Raw genomic sequence first — 26,880 nt, forward strand, 5'->3', positions numbered from 1 at the left:
GCGGGCGGCTGGCTCGCGGCGCGCAGGTCCCGACTCCGGCCGGGGTTGTTCTTTTCAGCCGTCCGGCGTTTGAGGACCGGGGTCTGGGGCGGAGCCCCAGGGGGTCCGGGCGCAGCCCGGGACCCCGTTTTCAGCCTCGCCGGCGTTTGAGGCGCGGGTCCGGGCGGAGCCCGGGGAACGGTGGAAGGGCGGGTAGGGGACCCAGCCCCGCAGGCAGCCCACCCGCACTCGCCCACCGGACCGGCAACAGGCGACCGTGGCCGCACCCCGCCCGGCCACCGCCGGACGGAGTCCGGCGCAGCGGCGCGAAGCCGGGGAGGCCCGCCAGGGCCGCACCGCGCGAGGGGTGCGTGAAGAAGGAGAAAAACTGCCCATCCGCTGATCCGATCGGGCGATTTGTCCGCCGCGCTCCACCCTGTCCGTCGCTCTGCGTGAACTACGCTCGCAATCCGAAGGCAGCGAGAGGAGCGGATCCGTGACGGATTTCGTCGGGCGGCGGCGTGAGCTCAAGGAGCTCCGCGAGGACATCGCGCGAACCGGGCTCGACACCCTCTCCGGCCGCAAGGCCAAGTCCCCACGGGCGCGGGTGCTCCTCGTCGCCGGACGCCCGGGCTCCGGCCGGACCGCCCTCGCCGAAGCGCTGGTGCGCGAGATCGCCGACGACTATCCCGACGGGGTGCTGAAGGTCCGCCTCACCGCCCCCACGGGCGAGAGCGTGGCCACCGAGCGTGCCGTCCGCACCCTCCTGGAGGGGCTCGGGCAGCCCACCCCGCCCGGCGCCGCCGAGGACGATCTGAGCTCCGCCCTGCGCACGGCCCTGGCCGGCCGCCGCATGGTCCTCCTCGTCGACGACGCCTCCGATCCGCACCAGGTCGACGCCCTGCTGCCGGACACCCCCGAGTGCCTGGTCGTCGTCACCGCGGAGGGCCCCCTGACCGGGATTCCGGATGTCCGCCCCTGCACGCTGGGCGGCCTCGACACCCCCTCGGCCGTCCGCATGCTCGTCCAGCGCATCGGCGACATCCGCGTCGCCAACGACCCGCGCGCGGCCGAAGCCCTCGCCGAGGAGTGCGGCGGCCAGCCCGCCGCGCTCGCCCTGGCGGGCGGCTGGCTCGCGGCGCGCCCCAAGGCTTCCGTGGCGGACGTGGGCAAACAGCTGCACGACATGCCCGCCGGTGTCGGCGGTCCGCTCGCCAAGGCCTTCAGGCTCGTCTACGAATCCCTCCCGCAGCCCGCCCAGCGGACCCTGCGGCTGCTTCCGCTTGCCCCTGCGGGCCTCGTCGACTCCCACGTCGCCTCCGCCCTGGCCGGCTGCTCGGTGGCCGCCGCGCAGTCGACCCTGGAGGACTTCGCCGCGCTGGGCCTGCTGAGGCCCGCCCGCGACGGGCTGTACCTGCTGCCCGGCTGCCTCGCGCCGCTGCTCCAGGCCCTGCTGGAAGCCAAGGAGCGGCCCGCCGAGGTCCAGCTCGCGCGAGCCCGGATGCTGGAGCGCACCGTACGGCTGCTGCTCTCCTGCCGGGCCATGGCGGAGCCGTACGAAGACGGATTCGGCGGGCACGACGGACCCGTCGGGGCGCCGGAGAAGCTCGACGGGGTGCCGCGCGCGCTGCGCTTCGCCGACCGGCGGGCGGCGGAGACCTGGCTGGACACCCGGCTGCCCGCACTGCTGGCCGCCGCCTCGCTGGCCGTGGCCGACGGGGAGCTGGACACCCTGGCGCGCAGGTTCGTAGCCGCCCTCGCGCGGGCCCTGACCGAGCACCGGGGCACCGCCGGGGCCGCGCCCGAGCTGTACGGGCTGCACCGGCTGGTGCTGGACGTGGCCGAGCGGCGCGATCTGCACCGGGAACAGGCCGCCGCGCTGCTGAACCTGGCCGATCTGGACGCCGAGACCGGCCGTACCCGGGAGGCGCTGGACCGGTACCGGGCCGCATTGGACGCGGGAAAGGCGGCGAACGACCCGTACGCGTCGGGCCGCGCGATGGAATCCGTAGGCGGTGCGCACCAGGAGCTGGGCGACTGGCACCGGGCCTCCGACTGGTTCGGCCGGGCCCTGTCCCACGCCCTCGCGCGGGGGGAGCGCGCGGACGAGGCGCGGCTGTACGGGCGGCTGGGGAACGTGCACACGTACGCGGGCCGGTACGGGGACGCGCTGCGGAGCTGGCGGGCGGCCTCGGCCGGCTACCGGAAGCTGGCCGATGTCCCGGGCCAGGCAAAGGCGTTGAGCGAGATGGCGCGGATCCAGGAGTACGCGGGACGGCCCGAGGAGTCGCTGCACACCTGCCGGGAGGCGGTGGAGCTCGCGCGGAAGGCCGGGGACCTGCGGCTTCAGGCCGCCCTCCAGGTGCGGCTGGCTGACACGCTCGACCGGCTCGGGGATCCCGCTGCCGCCAGGCTGCACAGGTCCGCGGCCGACAGATTGCTGGGAGATGACCCGGCGACCTGCGAAATCCGTAGTGGTTCCGACTAAGATTATTACTTTGCAAGGCTAGACAGCGGCTCGTCCTTCATTAGACTGGGTTCACCAGGCCATCCCCTGGGGCATCCCGTTGCGTGTTCTTGTAAACGGGTTTGTATGGAAGTATCCCGAAACATCCCCTGAGCCAAGGACCGTGAGCCACGATGAAGGTCGGCATCCCCCGCGAGGTCAAGAACAACGAGTTCCGGGTCGCCATCACGCCTGCCGGCGTGCATGAGCTGGTCCGTAACGGCCACCAGGTCTTCATCGAGCAGAACGCCGGTGTGGGCTCCTCGATCACGGACGCGGAGTACGTGTCCGCCGGCGCCGAGATCCTGGGCACTGCCGACGAGGTCTGGGCGACCGCGGACCTGCTGCTGAAGGTCAAGGAGCCCATCGCGGAGGAGTACCACCGCCTCCGCAAGGACCAGACCCTCTTCACCTACCTGCACCTCGCGGCCTCCCGCGAGTGCACGGACGCCCTGCTGGAGTCCGGCACCACCGCCATCGCCTACGAGACGGTCGAGCAGGCCAACCGCGCCCTGCCGCTGCTCGCCCCGATGTCCGAGGTCGCGGGCCGTCTGGCCCCGCAGGTCGGCGCCTACCACCTGATGCGCTCGGTCGGCGGCCGCGGCGTGCTCCCCGGCGGCGTCCCCGGCACCCACGCCGGCGAGTGCGTGGTCATCGGCGGCGGCGTCTCCGGCTGGAACGCCGTGCAGATCGCCGTCGGCATGGGCTTCCACGTGACCCTGCTGGACCGCGACATCAACAAGCTCCGCGAGGCCGACAAGATCTTCGGCACGAAGATCAAGACGATCGTCTCCAACGCCTACGAGCTGGAGAAGGCCGTCATCGAGGCCGACCTCGTCATCGGCGCGGTGCTGATCCCGGGTGCGAAGGCCCCGAAGCTGGTCACCAACGAGCTCGTCGCCAAGATGAAGCCCGGAAGTGTCCTTGTCGACATTGCCATCGACCAGGGCGGCTGCTTCGAGGACTCCCGTCCGACCACTCACGCCGAGCCGACCTTCCAGGTCCACAACTCGGTCTTCTACTGCGTCGCCAACATGCCGGGCGCGGTGCCGAACACCTCCACGTACGCGCTGACCAACGCCACGCTGCCCTACATCGTGCAGCTCGCGAACCTCGGCTGGGTCGAGGCGCTGCGTCGCGACCCGGCGCTCGCGCTGGGCCTCAACACCCATGACGGCCAGGTCGTTTACGGTCCGGTCGCCGAGGCGCACGGTCTCGAGACCCTCGAGCTGAGCACGCTGCTCGGCTGAGTCGTCAACGACTGACGTCAATCTCACGTATCCGGCCGGACCTTGCTCGCGAGGTCCGGCCGGAGGCGTTCCCGGGGCCGTCCGCGAGGCCGCTCAACTCGCCTCGAACGTAACCCTTTAACCCTTTCGCACACCCGCGAAACTTCCCGGCGACAGCTCGTACGCCCTTGACAGAGTGGTGTTCGGTTGCCGACACATCGCGGTGGGTCCGGCGGATTGTGTTGCCGCTGAGTGGTGACACGCCATAGAGTCGCCAACCGTCGGCATGGTGCCACGCTGACCTATCGATAAGTGTCCTGGTCACGTCCGAGGAGGTAAGACGACTTGTGAATGAGTCGACATTTGCTCCTGGAGGTGGTCGAGCAGGAGGGCCTGCGCGGGGCCAGGGTCCTGCCGGAATCGAAGCCGTGGGATCCGTAGCGGTCCGCACCTTCGCAAACCACCAGCACATGACGACGCCTCAAAAGAGCATGGACGGCCTAGACGTGAACTCCAGGGCCGGCGACCCGAGCGGCGACAAGCCCGTGGGTTTCGCCGACTACGAACAGGTGCCCGAGGGGCATTTCTACGACCCCGACGCGGAGTACGAGCCCGACCCCGAGTACGCGGCCACTCTCGCTCCCGACGCTGCCCGCCAGCGCCGTGAGCGGATCGGCCCGACCGGACGGCCGCTGCCGTACTTCCCGATCCCGGGTCCGCTGACCGACCACGGTCCGGCGACGATCATCGCGATGTGCAACCAGAAGGGCGGCGTGGGCAAGACCACGTCGACCATCAACCTGGGTGCCGCACTCGCGGAGTACGGGCGCCGGGTGCTGCTCGTCGACTTCGACCCGCAGGGGGCGCTGTCGGTGGGCCTCGGGGTCAACCCGATGGAGCTCGACCTGACGGTCTACAACCTGCTCATGGAGCGGGGCATGTCGGCCGACGAGGTGCTGCTCAAGACGGCGGTCCCCAACATGGACCTGCTGCCGAGCAACATCGACCTGTCCGCCGCCGAAGTGCAGTTGGTCAGCGAGGTCGCCCGCGAGTCGACGCTGCAGCGGGCCCTGAAGCCCCTGCTGCCCGACTACGACTACATCGTGATCGACTGTCAGCCCTCGCTCGGTCTGCTGACCGTGAACGCCCTGACGGCCGCTCACAAGGTCATCGTGCCGCTGGAGTGCGAGTTCTTCGCGCTGCGCGGTGTGGCCCTGCTGACCGAGACCATCGAGAAGGTGCAGGAGCGGCTCAACCCGGAGCTGGAGCTCGACGGCATCCTCGCCACGATGTACGACTCCCGTACGGTGCACAGCCGCGAGGTGCTGGCGCGCGTCGTCGAGGCCTTCGACGACCACGTCTACCACACGGTCATCGGCCGTACGGTGCGGTTCCCGGAGACCACGGTCGCCGGCGAGCCGATCACCACGTACGCCTCCAACTCCGTCGGCGCCGCCGCCTATCGCCAGCTGGCCAGGGAGGTGCTCGCCCGGTGTCCCGCCGAGTGAGTCTGCCCGGAGCCGACGAACTGTTCCGTACGACCGGGGGGATGGCGCTGACCTCCTCCTCGCCGAACTCGGCGCGGGGCGTGGAGCACGCGGCTTCGGCCGCGGAGGGCACGGCGGGAGAGGGCCGCAGCCGGGAGGCTGAGGCCGGCACGGAGCCGGGCGTCGGCCAGCAGCGGCGGCCGCAGGAAGGTTCCGGTAACGCCGTCCCCGCCCCCACCCCCGGTCGGGGCAAGGGGCAGGGCCGGGGTGCGAACCGGCGGCCGAGCGGGCGCGAGCGGCACGACGAGAAGATCACGGTCTACGTCTCCGCGGAGGAGCTCATGGACCTGGAACACGCGCGGCTGGTGCTGCGCGGGGAGCACGGTCTCGCCGTCGACCGCGGCCGGATCGTCCGCGAGGCCGTCGCGGTGGTCCTGGCGGACCTGGAGTCCCGCGGCGACGCGAGCATCCTGGTCCGCCGCCTCAGGGGCCGCTGAGCCCCTGCGAGGGCTTGGGCGGGTCGGTCCGTCGGCCCCCTGCGGTGCGATGCCCCCGAGGGCGGGGCGGAGGTAGTCGGCGCGCCGACTGCGAGGGGGTGGAGTTCCCCTACCCGCCCTTCGCCCGTTCCCCGGGCTCTGCCCGGACCCGGTCCTCACACGCCGGACGGGCTGAAAGGCCCCTGGGGCTCCGCCCCAGACCCCGGTCCTCACATGCCGGACGGGCTGAAAGATCCTGGGGCTCCGCCGCGGACGATTTGCCCGGGTCCCCGCTGCTTTCGTGGCGTGGTGCGTGGGAGCCTTGGGTACCGGGCCCCGGCCCGATCAGCTGCTTCTTCCGTACCACCCTGGACCGCGATGCCCCCTCCCGCCGAACCCGGCCCCTCACCCCGCCGCTCGCTGGGCCGCGGGCCCGGTGCCTCCGTGCCGGAGGAAGAGCTCCCCGGTCCCGCCCCGGAGGCCCCCGGGGGACCCGAGGGCGGCCCTGGGGGCCCCGAGAGGGTCGGGGAGGCCGAGGAGGCCGTACCGGCTCCCGTAGGGGCCCCTGCGGAGCCTGCCGTGTCCTCGGCCGAGGACGGGCGGTTCACGGTGCACCTCGGGAACTTCGAGGGGCCCTTCGACCTCCTGCTGCAGTTGATCTCCCGGCACAAGCTCGACGTCACCGAGGTCGCGCTGTCGGAGGTCACCAACGAGTTCATGGCGCACATCCGTGCGATGGGGCCCGACTGGGACCTCGACCAGACGACCGAGTTCCTCGTCGTCGCCGCCACCCTGCTCGACCTGAAGGCGGCCCGGCTGCTGCCCGTCGCCGAGGTCGAGGACGAGGCGGACCTCGCCCTGCTGGAGGCGCGGGACCTGCTGTTCGCGCGGCTGCTGCAGTACCGGGCGTACAAGCGGATCGCGGAGATCTTCCAGGACCGGGCCGAGATCGAGGGCAGGCGCTACCCGCGCACCGTGGGGCTGGAGCCCCACCTCGCGGAGCTGCTCCCCGAGGTGGTCATCAGCATCGGCGGCGAGGGGCTGGCGCGGCTCGCGGTCAAGGCCATGCAGCCCCGGGCGAAGCCCCAGGTGTACGTGGACCACATCCACGCACCGCTCGTGAGCGTCCGGGAGCAGGCCGGGCTGGTCGTGGCGCTGCTCAAGGCGCGCGGCGAGGCCACCTTCCAGGAGCTCACCGAGGACGCCGCCGACACCCTGACCGTCGTGGCGCGCTTCCTGGCCCTCCTGGAGCTCTACCGGGAGAAGGCGGTGGTCCTGGACCAGGAGGAGGCGCTGAAGACGCTCACGGTGCGCTGGAGCGGCGGGGACGGGGACGGCATGCCGACGGTGACGGACGAGTTCGATCAGATCGTGGAGGTCAAGGAATGAGCGCGGAGCCGACGACGGTGGCCGGACTGGCGCTGAAGCCGGCCCTGGAGGCCGTCCTCATGGTCGTGGACGAGCCGGCGACCGAGGCGCACCTGGCCAAGGTGCTGGAGCGGAGCCCCCGGGAGGTCGCGGAGGCGCTGCGCGAGCTGGTGGACGAGTACGAGGTCCAGGGCCGCGGATTCGAGTTGCGGCTCGTCGCCGGGGGCTGGCGGTTCTACAGCCGGGCGGACTACGCGCCGGCGGTGGAGGCCTTCGTCCTGGACGGCCAGCAGGCCCGTCTCACCCAGGCGGCGCTGGAGACGATGGCCGTCGTCGCGTACCGCCAGCCGGTCAGCCGGTCGCGGGTCTCGGCGGTCCGCGGAGTCAACTGCGACGGGGTCATGCGCACCCTCCTCCAGCGGGGTCTGGTGGAGGAGGCGGGGACGGAACCCGAAACAGGTGCGATCCTGTACAGGACGACGAACTACTTTCTGGAGCGGATGGGCCTGCGTGGCCTGGACGAGCTCCCGGAGCTCGCGCCCTTCCTCCCCGAGGCGGACGCGATCGAAGCCGAGACGCAAGAGGGTGTTCCGTCGTTCGATCCGGACTCTCCGGATACCGATGAAGACGACAAGACGACGGAACTTTGATGCGAAGCAGCGGCAACGGCAACGGTGGCGGCAACAGGAACAGCGGCGGCGGTGGCGGCGGGCGTGGTAGCTCCCCCCGCGGCGGCTCCTCCAGCGGCGGCGGTGGTGGCTACCGCGGTGGCGGCTCCGGCGGCGGCAGCGGCTCGGGCGGCGGCTCCCGCGGCGGCAGCTCGGGCGGTGGCTACCAGGGCGGCGGCTCCCGCGGCGGCTCCTCCGGCGGCGGCTACCAGGGCGGCGGCTCCCGTGGCGGCTCCTCCGGCGGCTCCTCCGGTGGCGGTTACCAGGGCGGCGGCAGCTCGGGCGGCGGCTCCCGTGGCGGCTCCTCCGGTGGCGGTTACCAGGGCGGCGGCTCCCGCGGTGGCAGCACCGGCGGCAGCTCCTCCGGCGGCTACCGCAGCGGCGGCAGCTCCAGCGGTGGCGGCTACCAGGGCGGCTCTGGCGGCGGCTACCAGGGTGGCGGCTCCGACCGCGACCGCGAGCAGGCCCCCCGCATCCGCAACCCCCGCCCCGAGGAGCGTCGCTACGACGTGGGCCCCGAGGGCGAGCGCAACGGCCGCGGCGGTGCCAAGGCGGGCGGCGGCGGTGCCCGCGGCGCGGCCGACGGCAACCGCGGTGGCGGTGCACGCGGAGCCGCGGCCCGCGGTGGCGCCAAGGGCGGCCCCAAGGTCTCCCGTACCCCGGGCATCGGCGGCGCCGGCGGCCCGCGCATCGGCCCCGGCTCCCGCAGCGGCCAGTCCAAGCCGCGCGAGCTGGAGGCGCGGATCGAGGAGCGCGTGCGCGACCGGTACGCCGACAAGCCCGTGATCAAGACCCCGAAGACCTTCCCGGGTGCCGAGGAGGAGGGTGAGCGTCTGCAGAAGGTGCTCGCCCGGGCCGGCATGGGTTCGCGCCGTGCGTGCGAGGAGCTCATCGAGCAGGCGCGCGTCGAGGTCAACGGCGAGATCGTCCTGGAGCAGGGCAAGCGCGTGAAGCCCTCGGACGAGATCAAGGTGGACGGCCTGACCGTCGCCACCCAGTCGTACCTGTTCTTCGCGCTGAACAAGCCGGCCGGCGTCGTCTCCACCATGGAGGACCCGGACGGCCGCCAGTGCCTCGGCGACTACGTCACCAACCGTGAGACGCGTCTCTTCCACGTCGGCCGGCTCGACACCGAGACCGAGGGCATCATCCTGCTCACCAACCACGGTGAGCTGGCCCACCGCCTCACGCACCCGAAGTACGGCGTGAAGAAGACCTACGTCGCCGCCATCACCGGCCCGCTGCCGCGCGACATCGGCAAGCGCCTCAAGGACGGCATCGAGCTGGAGGACGGGTACGCCCGCGCCGACCACTTCCGCGTCGTCGACCAGCTCGGCAAGAACTACCTGGTCGAGGTGACCCTCCACGAGGGCCGCAAGCACATCGTCCGCCGCATGCTGTCCGAGGCCGGCTTCCCGGTCGAGAAGCTCGTGCGGACCTCCTTCGGCCCGATCGAGCTCGGCGACCAGAAGTCCGGCTGGCTGCGCCGCCTGACCAACACCGAGGTCGGCATGCTCATGCGCGAGGTCGGTCTGTAGGACCTCGGCCCCTCGGGGCCTCCAGAACCCGCGGTGCCTTCGGGCGCCGCGGGTTTTTTGGTTGTGCCCACCCCCGGACCCTGTTTATAGTCAACCTGACTATAAAGAGAGTGGGGGCGTCATGGGATGGCAGACGAGCTGGACCGAGATCCTCGGATTCGCCACGGGGGCCGTGTGCGTCTGGCTGGTCGCCCGGCAGCACACCGCCAACTGGCCGATCGGCATCGCCAACAACGTCTTCTTCATCGTGCTGTTCGCCCAGGCCGGCCTCTACGCCGACGCCGGGCTGCAGATCGTCTTCATCGCCCTCGCCGCGTACGGCTGGTGGTCCTGGACCCACGGGGGTGGACCCGGCACCACCACGGCCCTGCCGGTGCGCCGGACCACGGCCGCCGAGTGGGCCGTGCTGGCCGCGGCGGGGGCGGTGGGGGTGCTCGGCCTGACGCTCCTGCTGAGCCGGGCCACCGACTCCACCGTCCCGTTCTGGGACGCGCTGACGACCGGGCTCTCGCTCATGGCCACGTACGGCCAGTGCCGCAAGCTCGTCGAGTCCTGGTGGCTGTGGATCGCCGCCGACCTCGTGTACATCCCGCTGTACGTCCACAAGGGGCTGTACCTGACCGCCCTGCTCTACGTCGGCTTCCTCGCCCTGTGCGTGGCCGGACTGCTCGGCTGGCGCCGGGCGCTCCCGGTGGAAGGCGCCCGCGCGGTACGGCAGGTGACGGCATGAGGCGCTACGCCCACGGCCTGGTCCTCGGCAAGTTCTATCCGCCGCACGCCGGCCACCACCACCTGGTGCGCACCGCGCAGGACCAGTGCGAGCGGCTGACCGTACTGGTCTGCGCGGCCTCGGTGGAGTCCGTACCGCTCGCCGACCGGGTCGCCTGGATGCGCGAGGCGCACCCGGGGGCCGAGGTGGTCGGCGCGGTCGACGACATTCCGGTCGACCTCCACGACCCGGCCGTCTGGGAGGCCCACATGGCGATCTTCCGGGCCGCGGTGGGCCGCCCGGTCGACGCCGTCTTCACCTCCGAGGCCTACGGGACCGAGCTCGCGCGGCGGTTCGGGGCCGAGGAGGTCTGCGTGGACCGGGACCGCACCCTCTTCCCGGTGTCCGGCACGGCCGTACGGGCCGACCCCGTCGGGAACTGGGAGTTCCTGGGACCCGCCGTACGGGCCGCCCTGACCCGGCGGATCGTCGTACTCGGCGCCGAGTCCACCGGCACGACCACGCTGTCGCGGGCCCTGGCCGAGCACTGGCGCGGGCGCGGCGGGGTGTGGACGAAGACGGGCTGGGTCGCGGAGTACGGCCGGCGGTACAGCGAGGAGCGGCTGGCGGCGGCGCGCGCGGCCGACCCGGCGGCGACCTGGGACGCGGTGAGCTTCACCTCGGCGGAGTTCCCGGTGATCGCGCGGCGGCAGGACGCGGAGGAGGAGCGGGCGGCCCGGCTGGGATCGCCGGTGCTCTTCTGCGATACGGACTCCTTCGCCACCGGGATCTGGCACGAGCGGTACACGGGCGCGCGCAGTGCGGAGGTCGAGCGGATCGCCGCCGCGTCGCGGCGGGACCTGTACCTGCTCACCGACCACGCGGACGTGCCCTTCGAGGACGATGGGCTGCGCGACGGAGCGGAGCTCCGGCCGTGGATGACCGGGCGGTTCCTGGAGGAGCTGGAGCGGACCGGGAAGCGCTTCCTGGTGGTCCGCGGGGACCGCGAGGCACGGCTGGCCGCGGCGGTGGCGGCCGTCGACGGACTCCTGGCGGAGGGCCGGCGGTTCGCGGATCCACTCCCGGAGCGGGTGCCGGAGCGGGTGGCCGAGCGGACGGGGGAGCGGAGCCGATGAATGACACCGGACACGTACACGACCCCGGGCACGGGTACGACCCGCACGCCTTCGCACCCTTCGCGGTGACCGTCGACCTCGCCGTCTTCACCGTGCGCGGCGGCACCCTGCACGTGCTGCTGATCCGGCGCGGGCGGGAACCGTACGCGGGGGCCTGGGCGCTGCCCGGCGGCTTCCTGCTGCCCCGGGAGTCGGCGGAGACGGCCGCCCGGCGCGAACTGGCCGAGGAGACCGGGCTGTCGGCCGAGGTGATCGCGGCCCTCCACCTGGACCAGTTGCGCACCTACAGCGAACCGGACCGGGACCCCCGCATGCGGGTGGTCTCGGTGGCCTTCACCGCGCTCGTCCCCGATCTGCCGGAACCGGCGGCCGGCGGCGGCGGAGACGCGGACCGGGCCCGCTGGGTGCCGGTGGGGGAGGCCTGCGCGCCGGCCTTCGCACTGGCCTTCGACCACGCGGAGATCCTCGCGGACGCCCGTTCCCGCGTGGGCTCGAAGCTGGAGTACAGCTGCCTGGCCACCGCCTTCTGCCCGCCCGAGTTCACCCTCGGCGAGCTCCAGGCCGTCTACGAGACCGTCTGGGACACCGCTCTGGACCGCCCCAACTTCCGCCGCAAGGTCCTGGCCACGCCCGGCTTCGTCGAGGCCGTGCCCGGAGCCGCCCGGCTCACCGGCGGTCGCGGCAAACCGGCCGCGCTCTACCGACCCGGACCCGCGAACACCCTGCACCCGCCCCTGCTGCGCCCCTCGGAAGGACACACACGATGACGACGACGAAAACGAAGCGGGCCGCCACGGGCGCCCTGATCGGCCTGGCCCTCGGAGACGCCCTCGGCTTCCCGACGGAGTTCAACGACGTCCCCGGGATCCTGGCGAAGACCGGCCCGTGGCGGCAGATGGACCTGCCCCGGCCGGCGATCGTCACGGACGACACCCAGATGACGCTGGCCCTGGCCCGGGGCATGCGGACCGCCGCGGAGCGGGGCCGGGTGGGCCCAACGCGGCTGGCGCGGCCGGTCCGGGAGGAGTTCGTCGACTGGTACCACTCCCCGGAGAACAACCGGGCCCCGGGCAACACCTGCCTGAAGGCCTGCAGCCTCCTGAACCTGCCCGAGCGGGACTGGCGCGACGCCAGCCAACTCGGCTCCAAGGGCTGCGGGGCGAACATGCGGGTGGCTCCCGTAGGGCTGGTGCCGGGCTGGACGGAGGAGGAGCGGGCCGGCGCGGCCCAGCTCCAGTCGGCCCTGACCCACGGCCACCCCACGGCACTGGCCGCCTCCGACCTCACGGCGCGGGCGGTGTTCCTGCTGGCCCAGGGCACGGAGGTGACCGGCCTGGTCGGGCAACTGCGCTCGTACGCCCTGGAGAACCGCACCCGCTACCACGAGCGCTGGCTCGGCGACCTCTGGACGCGGACGGCCTCCGACGCTTCGGCCGAGTCCTTCATGGCACGCGGCTGGGACGAGTGCCTGGAGGTCCTGGACCGCCTCACGGCGGCCCTGCGCACCCCGTCCCCGGAAACCGACCCCTGCCTCACCACGGGCGACGGCTGGATCGCCGAAGAGGCCCTGGCCACCGCCCTCCAGTGCTTCCTGCTCTTCCCGGAGGAACCCCTCCTGGCCCTGCGCCGCGCGGCCTGCACGCGGGGCGACTCCGACTCCATCGCCTGCCTGGCCGGCGCCTTCGCGGGCGCCCACCTCGGCGCCGACGCCTGGCCCCGCGACTGGGAGGGCCGCATCGAGTACCGCGCCGAACTCCTGTCCTTCGGCGCCCTCTGGGATTAGCCCAGTGCCGACGCCCGGCGGGTGCGCAGGAGGAAGTCCTCCACTCGGGGCAGGTCCGGGGTCTCGGGGAGGGGGGTCGTCGCGAGGGCGGCTTCGGTTTCCTCCGTCAGGAGGGTCATCCAGGCGTCGACCTCCTCCCAGCTGAGCTCGCCGCGGCGGACCGCGAGGAGGTGGTCGCGGTAGGGGGTCGCGTCGATCACCAGGCGGCCCGCGCGCAGCAGGTCGCGGCAGGACAGGAGCAGGCGCAGCAGGTGCATGGCGTGCTTCCAGCGCGGGGCGCCGTGGTTGCGGAGGTCGCCGAGGAGTTTGCCGCGCTGGGCGACGGCGTACCGGCTGAAGGTGGTGTGGGCCCGGCGGGAGAGGAACGCCTCGCGGAGCGAGAGGAGTTCCTCTCCGACCGGGGTGAGGTCCTCCACCAGGGGGGAGTGGAGGACCTCCAGGATGTTCGGGTTGGCGCGCAGCGCGAGTTCGCAGAAGCGCTCCAGCTCCCAGGAGAACTCCTCGTCCCGGGGCCCGTCCACGTGCGTCGGCGGCTTCTCGAAGCGCCAGAACAGCGGCGTCGGGGCGAGGTAGACACCGCGCCGGTCGGTGTCGCTCGCCTCCGTCGCCAGGCCGAACGCCCTCGAACCGATCACGCACGAGTACACCGTGTGGTCCCTGACCAGGGTGAGTTCGATCGGCTCGGGCGCGGGCGTGTCCTCGTTCATCCCGCGAGGCTAGTGCGGCGGCCCCGGGCTAGGCGAGCGAGATTTCGCCCGCCGGGGAGACGGTGATCTTCTTCTCCGCCAGCGGCTGGGTGGCCGGGCCCTTGGCCACGGCGCCGTCCGCGACCTTGAACTTGCTTCCGTGGCACGGGCAGTCGATGGTGCCGGCCTCCACCTTGTTCACGACGCAGCCCTGGTGGGGGCAGACCGCCGTGAAGCACCGGAAGGAGCCCGCCGTCGGCTGGGTCACGACCAGCTTCTCGTCCTTGAGGACCGTGCCGCCGCCGACCGGCACCTCCGAGGACTTGAGCAGGGCCTTGGTGTTGCCGGGCGGAGTGGAGGACGAGGCGGACGCGGAGTCCGCCGCCGTGGGCGCGCTGCCGCCCTCGGACGACGGCTTGGTCTCGTCGGCTCCGCCGCAGGCGGTCAGCACGCCGCCTGCCAGGACGCTCGCGCCGGCCGCGAGTACCGTGCGCCGGGCGGCGCGGGTGGGGTCGCTCATGACTTCTCCTCGGGTGATCGCCGGGATGGCGAGAGGCATCCTGGCGTGTGACGGGCCTCAGCAACACCCCGCCCCGCCTTGGCTCAGCCCTCCGGCGGCCAGGGAACCAGTTCCCCCGCCCCGCCGGGGGCCCGTACGACCTCCCACACGCGCACCACGGCGTCCCGGTTCAGCGGTCCGTGGACGTGCGGGTAGCGGATGCCCGATTCACCCTCCCGGCGGACCTCGGAGGTGAGGGCCCGCTCGTCGAGCTCCACGGCGAGCAGGGTCCCCGGTACGCCGCCGTAGTGCGAGGCGGCGATCGCCAGCGCCGTCTCCGGATCCGCCGAACAGTGCACGAAACCCTCGGAGTCGAGGGAGGACGGGGCGTACGGACGCGCGGGATCGGCGGTCCAGTCGGCGAGCGGTACGAGGTGGAAGATCATGCCGATCGTTCTACCGCAGTCGGGGCGCGGCTCTGCGCCAAGTGGCAGACGTGCCCGAGTTGGGTGACATTGTCGGTATCTCGAAGCCGGGTACGCCGATTTCCGCGTGTCCGGTCCCTCTTCGAAAGGCATCACCATGGCGGGCAACGACCTCGGCTCCCTTCTCGGCGGCCTCCTCGGCGGCGGCAGCGGCGGCGGACAGGGCGGCAGTGGCGGCGGCAACATCCTCGGCTCCCTCCTCGGCGCGCTCATGGGCGGCGCCGGCGGCGGCGCCCAGGCGGCCGGAGGCGCGGGGAACAACCCGCTCGGCGGGCTGCTGGACATGCTGGGCAAGTCGGGCCTGGTCGACCAGGCCCAGTCCTGGGTCGGCACCGGCGAGAACCAGCCGGTCAGCGGCCCGGAGATCGCCAAGGCCCTGCCGGACGAGACCCTCGCCAAGGTCGCCGAGCAGGCCGGTGTCACCCCGGAGGCCGCCGCCGACCAGATCGCGCAGGCGCTCCCGCAGGCCGTGGACAAGCTGACCCCCGGCGGATCGATCCCGAGCGGCTCGCTGGAGGACATCATCAAGCAGCAGGGCCTCTGAGCGACCCCGGTCCTCCCGAGGACGGTTCCGAGGGCCCGGCGTCCCGTCCCAGCGGACGGGACGCCGGGCCCTCGCGCCGTTCCCGCTGGCTACCCTGAGGCAGGCACCGCCGTCACACACCCCTGTACACCTGGAGAGCACCCCGTGAGAACCGCCGTCGTCATCGGAACCGGACTGATCGGCACCTCCGCGGCGCTCGCCCTGGCCGCCCGCGGCATCGCCGTCCACCTGTCCGACCGCGACCAGGGGCAGGCCCGTACGGCTGCCGCGCTGGGCGCCGGCACGGAGGAGCCCTACCAGGGCAAGGCCGACCTCGCGGTGATCGCCGTACCGCCCGCCCACGTGGCCGCCGCCCTCGCCGACGCCATAGGCCGGGACCTGGCCCGCGCCTACGTGGACGTGGCCAGCGTCAAGGGCGGACCGCGCCGGGAACTGGACGCGCTCGGCGTGGACACGAAGGCGTACATCGGCACCCACCCGATGGCGGGCAAGGAGCAGTCCGGACCCCTCGCCGCCTCCGCCGACCTCTTCGAGGGCAGGCCCTGGGTGCTCACGCCGACCCGGGAGACCGACCACGAGGTGCTGAACCTGGCGCTGGAGCTCGTGGCGCTGTGCCGGGCCGTCCCGGTGGTCATGGACGCCGACGCGCACGACCGGGCCGTCGCGCTCGTCTCCCACACGCCGCAGCTCGTCTCCAGCATGGTCGCGGCCCGGCTGGAGGAGGCCGACGAGACCGCGGTGCGGCTGTGCGGACAGGGCATCCGCGACGTGACCCGGATCGCCGCCTCCGACCCGCGGATGTGGGTGGAGATCCTCTCGGCCAACCCGGGACCCGTGGCGGACGTGCTCTCCGGAATCGCCGCCGACCTGGAGGAGACCGTGGAAGCCCTGCGGGGCCTGCAGTCGGCCGACGAGGACAAGCGCCGGGACGGGGCGGCCGGCATCGAGGACGTACTGCGCCGCGGCAACGCGGGGCGGGTCCGGGTCCCGGGCAAGCACGGGGCCGCGCCGACGGTCTACGAGACGGTGGCCGTCCTCATCTCCGACCAGCCGGGCGAGCTCGCCCGGATCTTCGCCGACGCCGGCCGGGCCGGGGTCAACATCGAGGACGTGCGGATCGAGCACGCGACGGGGCAGCAGGCGGGTCTGGTCCAGCTCATGGTCGAACCCCGGGCGGTGGCCGGCCTCCAGGCCGAGCTGCGCGAACGCGGCTGGGCGCTGCGCCAGCCGTAGGGCGTGCCCCTCGGATCGGGCCGGGCCCCCGGGCCCGCCCCCGGGGAGGCCCGGGCCTGCCCCCGGCCCGCCCCGCACCTGCCTCGGGCCCGCCCGCCGACGCCCCGGCGGGCGGCGCTGAAAAGCCCGGTAACCTGGAGGAGGGGCGCTATTTGCGCGCCCGGACACGTACGCGCAACCAGGAAGGTGCCCGCACCGTGGAAACCGCAGCTCCGACCGCCGTGATCGTCGCCATCGACGGTCCCTCCGGCACGGGCAAGTCCAGCACTTCCAAGGCCGTGGCCGCCAAGCTCGGGCTGCGCTACCTGGACACCGGTGCCCAGTACCGGGCCATCACCTGGTGGATGATCACCAACGGCATCGACACCGATGACCCGCAGGCGATCGCCCTCGCGGCGGGCAAGCCCGTCATCGTGTCCGGCACCGACCCGTCCGCCCCCACCATCACCGTCGACGGCCAGGACGCCTCCGGCCCGATCCGGACCCGGGAGGTCACCTCCAAGGTCAGCGCCGTGAGCGCCGTCCCCGAGGTGCGCACCCTGATCACCGAGCTCCAGCGCTCCATCGCCGCCGAGGCGGCCGACGAGGCCGACGGCATCGTCGTCGAGGGCCGTGACATCGGCACCACCGTGCTGCCCGACGCCGACCTGAAAATCTTCCTCACCGCTTCCGCCGAGGCCCGCGCGGCCCGCCGCAGCGGCGAACTGCGGGGCAAGGAGGCCGCGGACCTCGCGGCCACCAAGGAGGCGCTGATCAAGCGCGACGCAGCCGACTCCGGCCGCAAGACCTCCCCGCTGGCCAAGGCCGGCGACGCCGTCGAGGTGGACACCACCGAGCTCACGCTCGACAGGGTCATCGAGTGCGTGGTCACCCTGGTGGTAGAGCGGCGGAGCGCGACCGAGGGCACAGAGAAGCGGGCGGGCCGCTCGTGAGCGATACGCCCTCCCTCAAGGGTGCGGCGGTCGGCCGGCGGATCGGCATCGGGCTCATGTACGGCCTCTGGAAGCCGCGCGTGCTGGGGGCCTGGAAGGTCCCCGCCACCGGCCCCGTCATCCTGGCCGTGAACCACTCGCACATCATCGACGGCCCCATGCTCATGGGCACCGCGCCCAGGCCGCTGCACTTCCTGATCAAGAAGGAGGCGTACGTCGGTCCGCTCGGCCCCTTCCTCGAAGGGATCGGGCAGGTCAAGGTGGACCGCTCCGGCACCGACCGGACCGCCGTCAGCCGTGCGCTGGGCGTACTGGAGAACGGCGGGGCCCTGGGGATCTTCCCCGAGGGCACCCGGGGCGAAGGCGACTTCGCCTCGCTGCGCGCGGGCCTCGCGTACTTCGCGGTCCGTGCCGGCGCGCCCATCGTGCCGGTCGCCGTCTTCGCGAGCACCGAGCGGCGCAGCCGGGTCGTCAAGGCGCTGCCGCCGCTGAAGAGCAGGGTCGACATCGTCTTCGGCGATGCCTTCGACGCCGGGGACGGCAGTGGCCGCCGCACCCGTACCGCGCTGGACCTGGCCACCGTACGCATCCAGGGACGGCTGACCGCCCACCTGGCCGACGCCAAGCGCCTCACCGGGCGCTGAGCGAGACTTGACCTAGTAGTGGAACCGCGCTGCGCGGGCCCCACCGATCACCACGAACGACGAGGAACGGACTTCATGAACGACCAGCAAGACCACGGAGCACTTGGCGATGCCGAGTACGCGGAGTTCATGGAGCTCGCCGCGGAAGAGGGCTTCGACATCGAGGACGTCGAGGGCGCGCTCCAGGAAGCCGGCCACGGCCCGCTTCCGGTCCTCGCCGTCGTCGGCCGCCCGAACGTCGGCAAGTCGACCCTGGTGAACCGGATCATCGGCCGCCGCGAGGCGGTCGTCGAGGACAAGCCCGGCGTCACCCGCGACCGCGTCACGTACGAGGCCGAGTGGGCCGGCCGCCGGTTCAAGGTCGTCGACACCGGCGGCTGGGAGCAGGACGTCCTCGGCATCGACGCCTCCGTCGCCGCCCAGGCCGAGTACGCCATCGAGGCCTGCGACGCGGTCGTCTTCGTCGTGGACGCCAAGGTCGGCGCCACCGACACCGACGAGGCCGTCGTCCGCCTGCTGCGCAAGGCCGGCAAGCCCGTCGTCCTGTGCGCCAACAAGGTCGACGGCCAGAGCGACGAGTCCGACGCGGCCTCGCTGTGGTCGCTGGGCCTCGGCTACCCGCACCCGGTCTCCTCCCTGCACGGCCGCGGCACCGGCGACATGCTCGACGCCGTCCTGGAGGCGCTGCCCGAGGCGCCCGAGCAGACCTTCGGCACCGCCGTCGGCGGGCCGCGCCGGATCGCGCTCATCGGCCGCCCGAACGTCGGCAAGTCCTCCCTCCTGAACAAGGTCGCCAAGGAGGACCGCGTCGTCGTCAACGAGATGGCCGGCACCACCCGCGACCCGGTCGACGAGCTGATCCAGCTCGGCGGGGTCACCTGGAAGTTCATCGACACCGCGGGCATCCGCAAGAAGGTCCACCTCCAGCAGGGCGCGGACTACTACGCCTCGCTGCGCACGGCCGCGGCCGTGGAGAAGGCGGAGGTCGCGGTCATCCTGATCGACACGACCGAGCAGATCTCCGTCCAGGACCAGCGCATCATCACCATGGCCGTCGAGGCGGGCCGCGCGATCGTGATCGCGTACAACAAGTGGGACGACCTCGACGAGGAGCGCCGCTACTACCTCGAGCGCGAGATCGAGACCGAGATGCAGCAGGTCGCCTGGGCGCCCCGGGTGAACGTCTCCGCACTCACCGGCCGCCACATGGAGAAGCTGGTCCCGGCCATCGAGACCGCGCTCGCCGGCTGGGAGACGCGCATCCCGACCGGCCGTCTGAACGCCTTCCTCGGCGAGGTCGTCGCCGCCCACCCGCACCCGATCCGTGGCGGCAAGCAGCCGCGCATCCTGTTCGGTACGCAGGCGGGCAGCAAGCCGCCGCGGTTCGTCCTCTTCGCCTCGGGCTTCCTGGAGCACGGCTACCGCCGCTTCATCGAGCGCCGCCTGCGCGAGGAGTTCGGCTTCGAGGGGACCCCGATCCACATCTCGGTCCGCGTCCGCGAGAAGCGCGGTGCGCAGCACAAGCGCAAGATGTAGTGAGCTGACCGTGGGGCCGCCGGGGCTAGTAGCCCCGGCGCGGAGCGGGCGGCAGGGCCGCCGGGATGTGCTGCATCCCGGTCTGGTGCTGCCGCCCGTTCGCGTATCCGGCGCCGGCGTACGAGTACTGCGGCTGCGGAGCGGGGGAGGGCTGCCAGGCGTCCGCCTGCTGCCCCGCGTGCTGTCCCGCCGGCTGCCATGCGGAACCGTTCCAGCCGCTCCCGTAGGAGCTCGCGGAGCCCGCGCCGGACCCGCTGCCGTACGTGCCCGCGCCGCTGCCGTACGCGCCGGTGTACGGGCCCCCATACGAGAACGCCGTGAAGCCGAGGTCCTCCTCGCCGGTGCGGTCGCCGGGCAGGGCCCGGAAGGCGCGCAGGTACTCCGAGTACAGCGTGTCGTAGATGGGGGTGTGCGAGGTGGCCGGAGAGCTCCCCAGCTCCCGTGCGGGGCGCATCGGGGGGACGCTGCTCGGATAGGACGGGGCGCGGGAGACATCGTAGGAATGCACGTATCAGCCAACGAAACCGGCGGCCCGCGGATGCGGGGTGGCGGGGCGGAAAACGCAGATCGCCGGGGGTGCGCGGGACGGACCGCGCACCCCCGGCGCACGCCGCCCGGCCCCCTCGGCGGGGGTCGGACGGACGTTTCGGGGACGGAAGGCAGAGCAGGGGGCGGGAGCTGGGGGAGTCCCGGGGCCGGGGCCTCAGGCGCCCGGGGTGCCCGCCAGCGGCATCGAGGCGGCGACCAGTTTGCCGTTGCGGGCGGCCTTGTCCAGGGCGTCGCGGAGCAGGTCCTCGCGGGGCTGCTGGCCGATGGTGCCGACGGGGGCGGCGTACACCAGGACGCGCTGCGTCTTGTTGACGGCGGCCCGCCAGCCGTCGGTGACCGACAGCGGCCGGTGCGCCTGCCACCAGGCGATCTGACCGGGCTGGAGCACGGAGTGGAGCTGGCCCGCGGCGAGCAGGATCGACCAGCCGGTCAGGGCCTGGGGGACCTCCTCGGTGTCGGTCATCGGGATGAAGCCCTGCTCGATGAGGAGCGGGAGGAAGTCGTCGCCGGGACCGGTGGTGCCGGGGCGCGCGATGGGGGCGGTCGGCTCCACGACGAGGGCGGGGTGCAGCTCCCCGTTGATCAGGATCAGGCCGCTGGTGATCCCGAGGACGGCCTGGCCGCCGGGCACGGACTGCGGCACGTCGCCCGCGGGGGAGGCGGCCGGGGCGGGGCTGTCGCCGGTGATGGAGCGGACGGCGCCCTGGAGGTCCGCCTCGGGGACGGAGACGACCTGCGAGGGGATGCAGCCGGCGTGGGCGAAGGCCAGGACGGCCGTCTCGTCGCCGACGAACAGCACGGTGCTGGTCTGCTCGCGCTCGGAGTCGCCGGGGGTGCGGCAGGAGGTGCAGTCGTAACTGCCCGGGGATCCGTCACCTGCGAGCAGCCGCTCGGCCTCCTCGTCGCCGATCTCGGCACGTACCTCATCACTGACTTCGAGCATGCGCGGCACGGGGTGGCTCCTCGGACTAGGCGTGCGGGGCCGGGGGGTTCCGGCTCGCCGGGCTCAACGGGGGAGTGGCGGCCGGGGTCACGCCGTTTGAGGGAACGGAATCGAACCGGACCCCCGAAGGAGTGAACGGTCCGACCGGGCCGTTGTTTTCGTGCCAACTCTTTTTTGGTTGTGCGCAGTTGATGGCCGGTGCTGGCCGTTTGGGTCGTGGGCCGAGCGGGTGGGGGCGCGCGGGGCGCGGTGTGGCGAGCGCGGGGGGCGGTACGGGGCTGCGTAGCGTGACGCGATGCGCAACTTCGGGGTTCCGGGTGGGGTGGGCGCGGCGGCGCTGCTGCTCCTCGTACTCGCGTCGGCTTCGCCGCCGGCGGTCGCGGCCCCGGCGGTCGCGGCGCCGCCCCCGCCCAGGCCGGGGGCGCCCGGCCGGTCGGTGGACTGCGGGCCCGGCGGGCAGTGGCCCTGGGACTGCGTGGCGGACTGCGAGAGCGGGGGCCGCTGGGCGGTGAACACGGGGAACGGCTTCTACGGCGGACTGCAGTTCTGGCAGCCGACCTGGGAGGAGCACGGCGGGCTGGCCTTCGCGCCGAGGGCGGACCTGGCCACGCGGGAGCAGCAGATCCGGGTGGGGGAGGAGCTGCTGGGCAGCCAGGGCTGGGAGGCGTGGCCCGTCTGCGCGAAGCGGTACGGGCTGGCGGGGCGGATGCACGTGGTGCGGAGCGGGGACACGCTGGTGGGGATCGCGCGGAGGCACCGAGTGCGGGGTGGCTGGCAGGAGCTCTACGCGGCGAACCGGATGGTGGTCGGCCCGCGGCCGGGGGCGCTGCGCATCGGCACGCTTCTGACGCTGCCGCCGGTGCGGCAGGAGGCGCCCGCACCGGCTGCACCCCCGGCCGTGCCGGCCCCGGCCGTGCCGGCCGTACCGCCTCCGGGGCCGTCGGCTGCGCCGTCTCTGCCGGAGCCGTCCGCGAATCCCCCCGGCGCGGTGGGGTCGCGGGCGTAGCGGGACGGTGCCGGTGCGCGGACCTGCGGGGCGAAGTCCCCTACCCGCCCTTCGCCCGTTCCCCGGGCTCTGCCCGGACCCGGTCCTCAAGCGCCGGACGGGCTGGGGAGGGGTACCGGGCTGAGCCCGGACCCCTTTGGGGCTCCGCCCCGGACCCCGGTCCTCAAGCGCCGGACGGCTGGATAGCCGCCGGGCGGCCTGGAAGGGGAAGGCCCCGGGCGGCTGGAATGCCGGGGGTCAGGCCGGGTGGCCGAGGGCCGGGTCGGGGGCGGGCTGGGCCGGGACGCGCGGTCGGGTGGTGGTGGCCGAGGCCTCGGGGCCCTGCTGCGCGGGGAGCCGTACCGGGGCCGTTTCGGGGTCCGCGCACTCCATCGCGCGGGGGAGCTTCAGGGCCATTAGCGCGCCCGCCAGGAGCAGCGCCGCGCTGACCAGCAGCGTGACGTGCAGACCGTGGACGAAGGAGTGCCGGGCGGCCGAGAACAGGGACTCGCCCGCCGGTCCGCCGAGCCGCGCCGCGATCTGGTAGGCCTCGCCCAGCGAGTGCGAGGCGCCTGCGGAGTCGGCCGCCGAGACGCCCGGAACCGCTGCCAGGCCCGGCGCGTAGGCCGCGTTCATCACGCTGCCCAGCAGGGCGATGCCCATGCCCGCACCGAGCTGGTAGGAGGTCTCCCCGATGGAGGCGGCGCCGCCGGCCGTCGCGGCCGGAGCCTCGCTCAGCATGGACTCGTAGGCCGCGAAGAGGGTGGTCTGGAGGCCGAAGCCGAGCAGGACGAAGCCCACCGTCAGCAGGACCGGGCGGTCGTGCTGGCCCATGAAGGTCAGGAGTAGTACCGCCCCGGCGGTCAGTACGAAGCCCAGCGAGACCATCCTGCGCGGGCCGGTCCGGGCCAGCGTGTAGGAGCCCGTCGCGCCCGCCGCCATCGCGGCGAACGTGAGCGGCAGCAGGCGCAGACCGGTCTCCAGCGGGCTCAGCTGCAGCACGAGCTGGAGGTACTGGACGGCGATCAGTTCCAGCCCGACCAGCGCCAGCATGGCCAGCACGATGCAGCCGACGGAGGTGGTGAAGGCCGGCCGCGAGAACATCCGCATGTCGATCAGCGGGTGCGCGCGGCGCTTCTGGCGCCGTACGAAGAGCACCAGCAGTGCCGCTCCGATCAGCAGCGGGACCAGTGCCTGCGGGTCGGTGAACTCGCGCTCCGCGCCGAGCCGCTTGACCCCGAGGACCGCGCCGAGCACACCGCCGGCGGCCATGAGCGCGCCGAGCACGTCCCAGGGCCCGTCGGAGGTCCCCTTGGACTCGGGCAGCAGCCACCGGCCCAGCGGCAGCAGCATGATCATGAGCGGGATGTTGATGAGGAAGACCGAGCCCCACCAGAAGTGCTGGACGAGGAAGCCGCCGAGGACCGGTCCGCCGGCCGCGCCGATGGCGGCGACCGCGGTCCAGATCCCGATGGCGAGGGCCCGCTCGCGCCGGTCGGGGAAGACCTGGCGCAGGATCGACAGGGTGGCCGGCATGATCATCGCGCCGCCGACGCCCAGCAGGGCGCGGGCGGCGATCAGGACCTGGGCGTTGTCGGCGACGGCGGCCAGGGCCGAGGCCGCGCCGAAGAGCCCGTAGCCGAGGAGCAGGACGCGGCGCCGGCCCACGCGGTCACCGAGGGTGCCGAAGAGGATGAGGAGGGCGGCGCACACCAGCGGGTAGGCGTCGACGATCCACAGCAGTTCCATCGGACCGGGCCGCAGGTCTTCGGTGACGGAGGGGACGGCGACGTGCAGGATCGTCGCGTCGAGCGCGACGAGCACCAGGCTCACGCAGAGGACCGCCAGGACGGCCCAGCGATTGGCCCCGCCGGAGGCCGCGCCGAGTCGCCGCAGTCGCTGCCAGGGGGAAGGGTTCCTGTCGCCGGTCACGTTCGTCCCCGACATGCATGTACCTCCCAGGTGATCCCTCGCACTCGGCGGACCAGCGTCTTTTCGGGGCCACGGGTGGGGAGGGTGGCGTCCTACGGGGTCCGGCGTCGACACGCGAGTGAAGGGTCAGCGTACGCGAGTTCGGCTGTCAGACACGTGGTCAAGCTCTCATCCCGCCGCCGGCTGTGCTGTGGTGTGCGCCACTCGTCCCACCTCGGCCCTTCCTGCCCGGGCGCGAACGCCCCGGACCTCGATAATCATGCCCGTGAAGGATCTTGGATTTCGCCGGGCCGCGCCCGCTCTGGCCGTGTTCGTAGCGGTTCGGCTGCTGGGGCTGACCGTGCTCGCGGTGTGGGGGGCGGTGGCCGGCAGCAGTGCGCACACCCTGCTCTCGGCCCGCTGGGACTCCCTCTGGTACGCCCGGATCGCCGCCGAGGGGTACGGGTACGAGGTGGCGCTCCCGAACGGCGACGTCCACTCCAACCTGGCCTTCTTCCCGCTGCTGCCCTGGCTGGAGCGGCTGGTCTCGGCCGTCACCGGGCTCGGCCACGGATCCGCGGGCCTGGTGGTGTCGGCGCTCGCCGGGCTCGCCGCGGCCTGGGGGATCTTCGCGGTCGCGGAGTTCCTCCACGGCCGCCGGGCCGGGGTGTTCGCCGTCGCGGTCTGGGCCGCGCTGCCCGTCGGGATCGTCCAGTCGATGGCGTACAGCGAGTCCCTGTTCACCGCGCTGGCCGCCTGGAGCCTCTACGGGGTCCTGCGCGGGCACTGGCTCACCGCCGGCCTGCTCGCCGCCGGGGCGGGGCTGACCCGCCCGGTCGGGGCCGCCGTGGTCGCGGCGGTGTGGGTGGCCGCCGTCCTGGCCCTGCGCGGCGGGCCGCGCTCCTGGCGGCCGGTGGCGGGGGCGCTGCTGGCCCCCCTCGGCGCGGCGGCGTACGTGCTGTGGGTGGGCGCGCGCACCGGCGGCGGCCTGACCGGGTACCTCGACGTGCAGGGCGGCTGGGGCAACGGCTTCGACGGCGGCTGGGCGTTCGCCCGGTTCATCGGGGCGCGGCTGGCCTCGCCGGCCTTCCCCGCCGGGATCGGGCTGATCGCCGGGGTCGCGCTGGTGCTGTGGCTGTACGCGCTCTGCGTGCGGCGGCGCCAGCCGGTACCGCTGCTGGTCTACGCCGGGATCGTGGTGGCGCTGGCCCTGTGCGCCTCGGGGTACTTCGGCTCCAAGCCCCGGCTGCTGCTGCCGGCCTTCCCGCTGGTGTTCCCGCCGGCGGTGGCGCTCGCCCGGTGGCGGACGGGCCGGGCGGCCGCGGTGCTGGTCGCGGCGGCGGCCGCCTCGGCCGCGTACGGGGCCTTCTGGCTGAACGGTTCGGGGCCGCCGTAGGCCGAGATCACGGAATGGATCGTTCCGTTCCATCTTTGGGCAAAGCAATTGACCGGCCGTGATAAATGCGGCGTAAGTATGCGAGGAAAAGACCGGAGGAAGGGACCTTCCCGGCTCCAACCAAAGGCTGAATACCGGGAATTAAGTCCCGCGTGAGACCAACTCCACATCACATGGTCATCACAAAGCCCGTGATTCGACCGGGCCGCCCATCGGCGCGCGGTAACGTCGATTGAGTGCGTACCGACCAAATCCTGCCCAGACTGGAGCGGGTGTTCGCCCGGCTGGACCGGGAACCAGAGCGACCGGCTCATCTGCAAACACCGCGGATGAGCCGGCACCGCGTCGTGCTCCTCGGAGCGAGCCTCGCCTTCTACCTCGCGATCGTCGTCGCGGTCCTGACCACCTCGTGGCTCGTCCGCCTCGACTGGCAGGTCATGTTCTTCCGGCCCTACGAGCAGTGGCCGCAGCTCCACGCCTTCCTCGACTACCTCGTCGTCCTGGGCCAGCGCGGCCCCACCGCGGTCATGGTCGCGGCCTGGCTCGGCTGGCGGTCCTGGCGGCAGCACACCCTCCGCCCGCTGATCACCCTCGGCGTGGCGCTGCTGCTGCTCAACGTCACCGTGGGCGCCGTCAAGCTCGGCCTGGGCCGGCTCGGTCCGCACTACGCCACGGAGATCGGCTCCGCCGAGCTCTTCGCGGGCGGCGATATATTTCCTTCCGGCCACACCGCCAACGCCGTGGTGACCTGGGGAATCCTGGCCTACCTGGCCTCCACGACGGTCACCCGCCGGGTGCTCTCCCTGGTCTCCGCCGTGGTCTCCCTGAGCGTCGGCGCCACCACCGTCTACCTCGGCACCCACTGGGTCAGCGACGTCCTGCTCGGCTGGCTCGCCGGCCTGCTCGTGCTGCTGGCGCTGCCGTGGTTCGAGCCGCTCATCGCCCTGGTCGAGGCCCACGTCTTCGACCTGCGCGCGCGGCTGCGCAGCCTCGTGGAGGCCGGGCAGGTGCCCGAGGCCCTCACGGGACTGCTCGTCCCGCTGCTCTCGGCCGGCGGCAAGTGGCGGCTCCAGCGGGCCGCCGCCGAGCCGTCCGAGCGGCAGGCCGCACAGCCCGTACACCCCGTACAGCCCGCGCCGTCCGTGCAGCCCGTGGTCGTCCTGCGGCAGCCGGAGTCGGCCGAGCCCGCGCAGGTTCCGGTCCCGGCGTCGGCTTCCGCTTCCGCCCAGACGGCGGGGCGCCAGCCGGCCGCCCGGCCCGCCGCCCACCTCTCAGGCCGTCCGCACCTGATCCGTTCCGAGCGCACCCCGCTCACCCCGGCCGGCAGCCGCCGCCCGGCCCACGCCGACCGCGCCCCGGCGCGCGGCGCGGCGCCCCGCCCGGCCACCGGCGGCTGAGCCGGACGGTACGCACCCCCTCCGCTCGCACCTCCACGGCGGGGCCTCCGGGGCCGGGCCGGACACGAAAGGCCCGGAACGTCAGCGGCGCGCCCGGACGTTCCTCCATACCGGGTCACGCTTGTGTCACGGATTGTCGACAGTCTCCCCCGGCGGAGTTCGTCTGGACCTTTTATTTCCCGTCCCGCGACACGCCCGGGGTGAATTCTGTTTCGAATTCCTCCGGAACTTCCCGGAATTGTGGCCGCAGTGCGCTCCGGG

The 26,880-nt window shown here is 73.1% G+C and carries 25 protein-coding genes; 19 read left to right on the forward strand and 6 right to left on the reverse strand.

Translation table 11 applies throughout. The features are described from left to right. Positions 1 to 475: 475 nt before the first annotated feature. From AC061S_RS36190 to AC061S_RS36240, 11 genes are all read left to right on the forward strand, one after another. Complete coding sequence (locus tag AC061S_RS36190; protein WP_478690124.1) at positions 476 to 2,467, forward strand: AAA family ATPase; 1,992 nt, start codon at positions 476 to 478, stop codon at positions 2,465 to 2,467. A gap of 152 nt (positions 2,468 to 2,619) precedes the next feature. Further along, positions 2,620 to 3,735, forward strand: a complete 1,116-nt coding sequence (gene ald, locus AC061S_RS36195) for an alanine dehydrogenase (RefSeq protein ID WP_356516094.1) — start codon at positions 2,620 to 2,622, stop codon at positions 3,733 to 3,735. Positions 3,736 to 4,184: 449 nt separating this feature from the next. Next, a complete protein-coding gene (locus AC061S_RS36200; RefSeq protein ID WP_243340996.1) occupies positions 4,185 to 5,222 on the forward strand; it encodes a ParA family protein in 1,038 nt (345 codons plus the stop codon). Then, on the forward strand, positions 5,207 to 5,698 hold the full coding sequence (locus AC061S_RS36205) for a hypothetical protein (RefSeq protein WP_478690125.1): 492 nt from the start codon (positions 5,207 to 5,209) through the stop codon (positions 5,696 to 5,698). Before AC061S_RS36200 ends, AC061S_RS36205 begins: the two co-directional genes overlap by 16 nt. 357 nt (positions 5,699 to 6,055) lie before the next feature. Continuing rightward, the gene (locus AC061S_RS36210; protein ID WP_478690126.1) at positions 6,056 to 7,066 is read left to right on the forward strand and encodes a segregation and condensation protein A; all 1,011 of its coding nucleotides are present in this window, start codon (positions 6,056 to 6,058) and stop codon (positions 7,064 to 7,066) included. Further along, positions 7,063 to 7,695, forward strand: a complete 633-nt coding sequence (gene scpB, locus AC061S_RS36215) for an SMC-Scp complex subunit ScpB (RefSeq protein ID WP_478690127.1) — start codon at positions 7,063 to 7,065, stop codon at positions 7,693 to 7,695. The genes AC061S_RS36210 and scpB overlap by 4 nt, the downstream gene beginning before the upstream one ends. Continuing rightward, positions 7,695 to 9,251: a pseudouridine synthase gene (locus tag AC061S_RS36220; protein ID WP_478690128.1), complete on the forward strand. Its 1,557-nt coding sequence runs from the start codon at positions 7,695 to 7,697 to the stop codon at positions 9,249 to 9,251. Before scpB ends, AC061S_RS36220 begins: the two co-directional genes overlap by 1 nt. Positions 9,252 to 9,372: 121 nt before the next feature. Then, positions 9,373 to 9,981 carry a nicotinamide riboside transporter PnuC gene (pnuC, locus tag AC061S_RS36225; RefSeq protein WP_478690129.1) on the forward strand — a complete coding sequence of 203 codons (609 nt, stop codon included), beginning with the start codon at positions 9,373 to 9,375 and terminating at the stop codon, positions 9,979 to 9,981. After that, positions 9,978 to 11,096 (forward strand): AAA family ATPase, encoded by a 1,119-nt coding sequence (locus tag AC061S_RS36230; protein ID WP_478690130.1) that lies wholly within the window; start codon positions 9,978 to 9,980, stop codon positions 11,094 to 11,096. Before pnuC ends, AC061S_RS36230 begins: the two co-directional genes overlap by 4 nt. Next, positions 11,093 to 11,863, forward strand: a complete 771-nt coding sequence (locus AC061S_RS36235; RefSeq protein ID WP_478690131.1) for an NUDIX hydrolase — start codon at positions 11,093 to 11,095, stop codon at positions 11,861 to 11,863. Before AC061S_RS36230 ends, AC061S_RS36235 begins: the two co-directional genes overlap by 4 nt. Continuing rightward, positions 11,860 to 12,879 carry an ADP-ribosylglycohydrolase family protein gene (locus AC061S_RS36240; RefSeq protein ID WP_478690132.1) on the forward strand — a complete coding sequence of 340 codons (1,020 nt, stop codon included), beginning with the start codon at positions 11,860 to 11,862 and terminating at the stop codon, positions 12,877 to 12,879. Before AC061S_RS36235 ends, AC061S_RS36240 begins: the two co-directional genes overlap by 4 nt. Here AC061S_RS36240 and AC061S_RS36245 read toward each other — a convergent pair. From AC061S_RS36245 to AC061S_RS36255, 3 genes are all read right to left on the reverse strand, one after another. Continuing rightward, complete coding sequence (locus tag AC061S_RS36245) at positions 12,876 to 13,586, reverse strand: nucleotidyltransferase domain-containing protein (RefSeq protein WP_478690133.1); 711 nt, start codon at positions 13,584 to 13,586, stop codon at positions 12,876 to 12,878. The genes AC061S_RS36240 and AC061S_RS36245 overlap by 4 nt on opposite strands. A gap of 28 nt (positions 13,587 to 13,614) precedes the next feature. Further along, the gene (locus AC061S_RS36250) at positions 13,615 to 14,085 is read right to left on the reverse strand and encodes a Rieske (2Fe-2S) protein (protein WP_478690134.1); all 471 of its coding nucleotides are present in this window, start codon (positions 14,083 to 14,085) and stop codon (positions 13,615 to 13,617) included. 83 nt (positions 14,086 to 14,168) lie between these two features. Next, positions 14,169 to 14,510, reverse strand: coding sequence for a DUF952 domain-containing protein (locus AC061S_RS36255; RefSeq protein ID WP_478690135.1), 342 nt, complete (start codon positions 14,508 to 14,510; stop codon positions 14,169 to 14,171). A 136-nt stretch (positions 14,511 to 14,646) separates the two neighbouring features. On the opposite strand from AC061S_RS36255, the gene AC061S_RS36260 reads away from it, so the two are divergent. The 5 genes from AC061S_RS36260 to der all read left to right on the forward strand — a co-directional run bounded on the left by AC061S_RS36260 (position 14,647) and on the right by der (position 19,438). Then, on the forward strand, positions 14,647 to 15,093 hold the full coding sequence (locus tag AC061S_RS36260) for a YidB family protein (RefSeq protein ID WP_478690136.1): 447 nt from the start codon (positions 14,647 to 14,649) through the stop codon (positions 15,091 to 15,093). 144 nt (positions 15,094 to 15,237) lie between these two features. Further along, positions 15,238 to 16,326: a prephenate dehydrogenase gene (locus AC061S_RS36265; protein WP_478690137.1), complete on the forward strand. Its 1,089-nt coding sequence runs from the start codon at positions 15,238 to 15,240 to the stop codon at positions 16,324 to 16,326. Between the two features lie 197 nt (positions 16,327 to 16,523). Next, positions 16,524 to 17,258 (forward strand): (d)CMP kinase, encoded by a 735-nt coding sequence (gene cmk / locus AC061S_RS36270; RefSeq protein ID WP_478690138.1) that lies wholly within the window; start codon positions 16,524 to 16,526, stop codon positions 17,256 to 17,258. 56 nt (positions 17,259 to 17,314) lie between these two features. Then, entirely contained in the window at positions 17,315 to 17,902 is a 588-nt protein-coding gene (locus AC061S_RS36275) for a lysophospholipid acyltransferase family protein (RefSeq protein WP_478690153.1), read from the forward strand. A 75-nt stretch (positions 17,903 to 17,977) separates the two neighbouring features. Beyond that, on the forward strand, positions 17,978 to 19,438 hold the full coding sequence (gene der / locus AC061S_RS36280; protein ID WP_478690139.1) for a ribosome biogenesis GTPase Der: 1,461 nt from the start codon (positions 17,978 to 17,980) through the stop codon (positions 19,436 to 19,438). 25 nt (positions 19,439 to 19,463) lie between these two features. Here the strand turns inward: der and AC061S_RS36285 are convergent, their stop codons facing one another. Both AC061S_RS36285 and AC061S_RS36290 read right to left on the reverse strand, forming a co-directional pair. Beyond that, entirely contained in the window at positions 19,464 to 19,946 is a 483-nt protein-coding gene (locus AC061S_RS36285) for a hypothetical protein (RefSeq protein WP_478690140.1), read from the reverse strand. Between the two features lie 195 nt (positions 19,947 to 20,141). Next, a complete protein-coding gene (locus tag AC061S_RS36290; RefSeq protein ID WP_266909936.1) occupies positions 20,142 to 20,939 on the reverse strand; it encodes a hypothetical protein in 798 nt (265 codons plus the stop codon). Positions 20,940 to 21,225: 286 nt separating this feature from the next. Here AC061S_RS36290 and AC061S_RS36295 point away from each other — a divergent pair, with 286 nt between their 5' ends. After that, positions 21,226 to 21,936 (forward strand): transglycosylase family protein, encoded by a 711-nt coding sequence (locus AC061S_RS36295; protein WP_478690141.1) that lies wholly within the window; start codon positions 21,226 to 21,228, stop codon positions 21,934 to 21,936. Positions 21,937 to 22,173: 237 nt separating this feature from the next. Here the strand turns inward: AC061S_RS36295 and AC061S_RS36300 are convergent, their stop codons facing one another. After that, on the reverse strand, positions 22,174 to 23,862 hold the full coding sequence (locus AC061S_RS36300) for an MFS transporter (protein WP_478690142.1): 1,689 nt from the start codon (positions 23,860 to 23,862) through the stop codon (positions 22,174 to 22,176). Between the two features lie 244 nt (positions 23,863 to 24,106). On the opposite strand from AC061S_RS36300, the gene AC061S_RS36305 reads away from it, so the two are divergent. Both AC061S_RS36305 and AC061S_RS36310 read left to right on the forward strand, forming a co-directional pair. Then, positions 24,107 to 25,222 carry a glycosyltransferase family 39 protein gene (locus AC061S_RS36305; protein ID WP_478690143.1) on the forward strand — a complete coding sequence of 372 codons (1,116 nt, stop codon included), beginning with the start codon at positions 24,107 to 24,109 and terminating at the stop codon, positions 25,220 to 25,222. A 236-nt stretch (positions 25,223 to 25,458) separates the two neighbouring features. Next, entirely contained in the window at positions 25,459 to 26,619 is a 1,161-nt protein-coding gene (locus AC061S_RS36310) for a phosphatase PAP2 family protein (RefSeq protein WP_478690144.1), read from the forward strand. The last annotated feature ends 261 nt before the right edge of the window (positions 26,620 to 26,880 follow it).

Source organism: Streptomyces sp. CA189 (assembly GCF_056428985.1).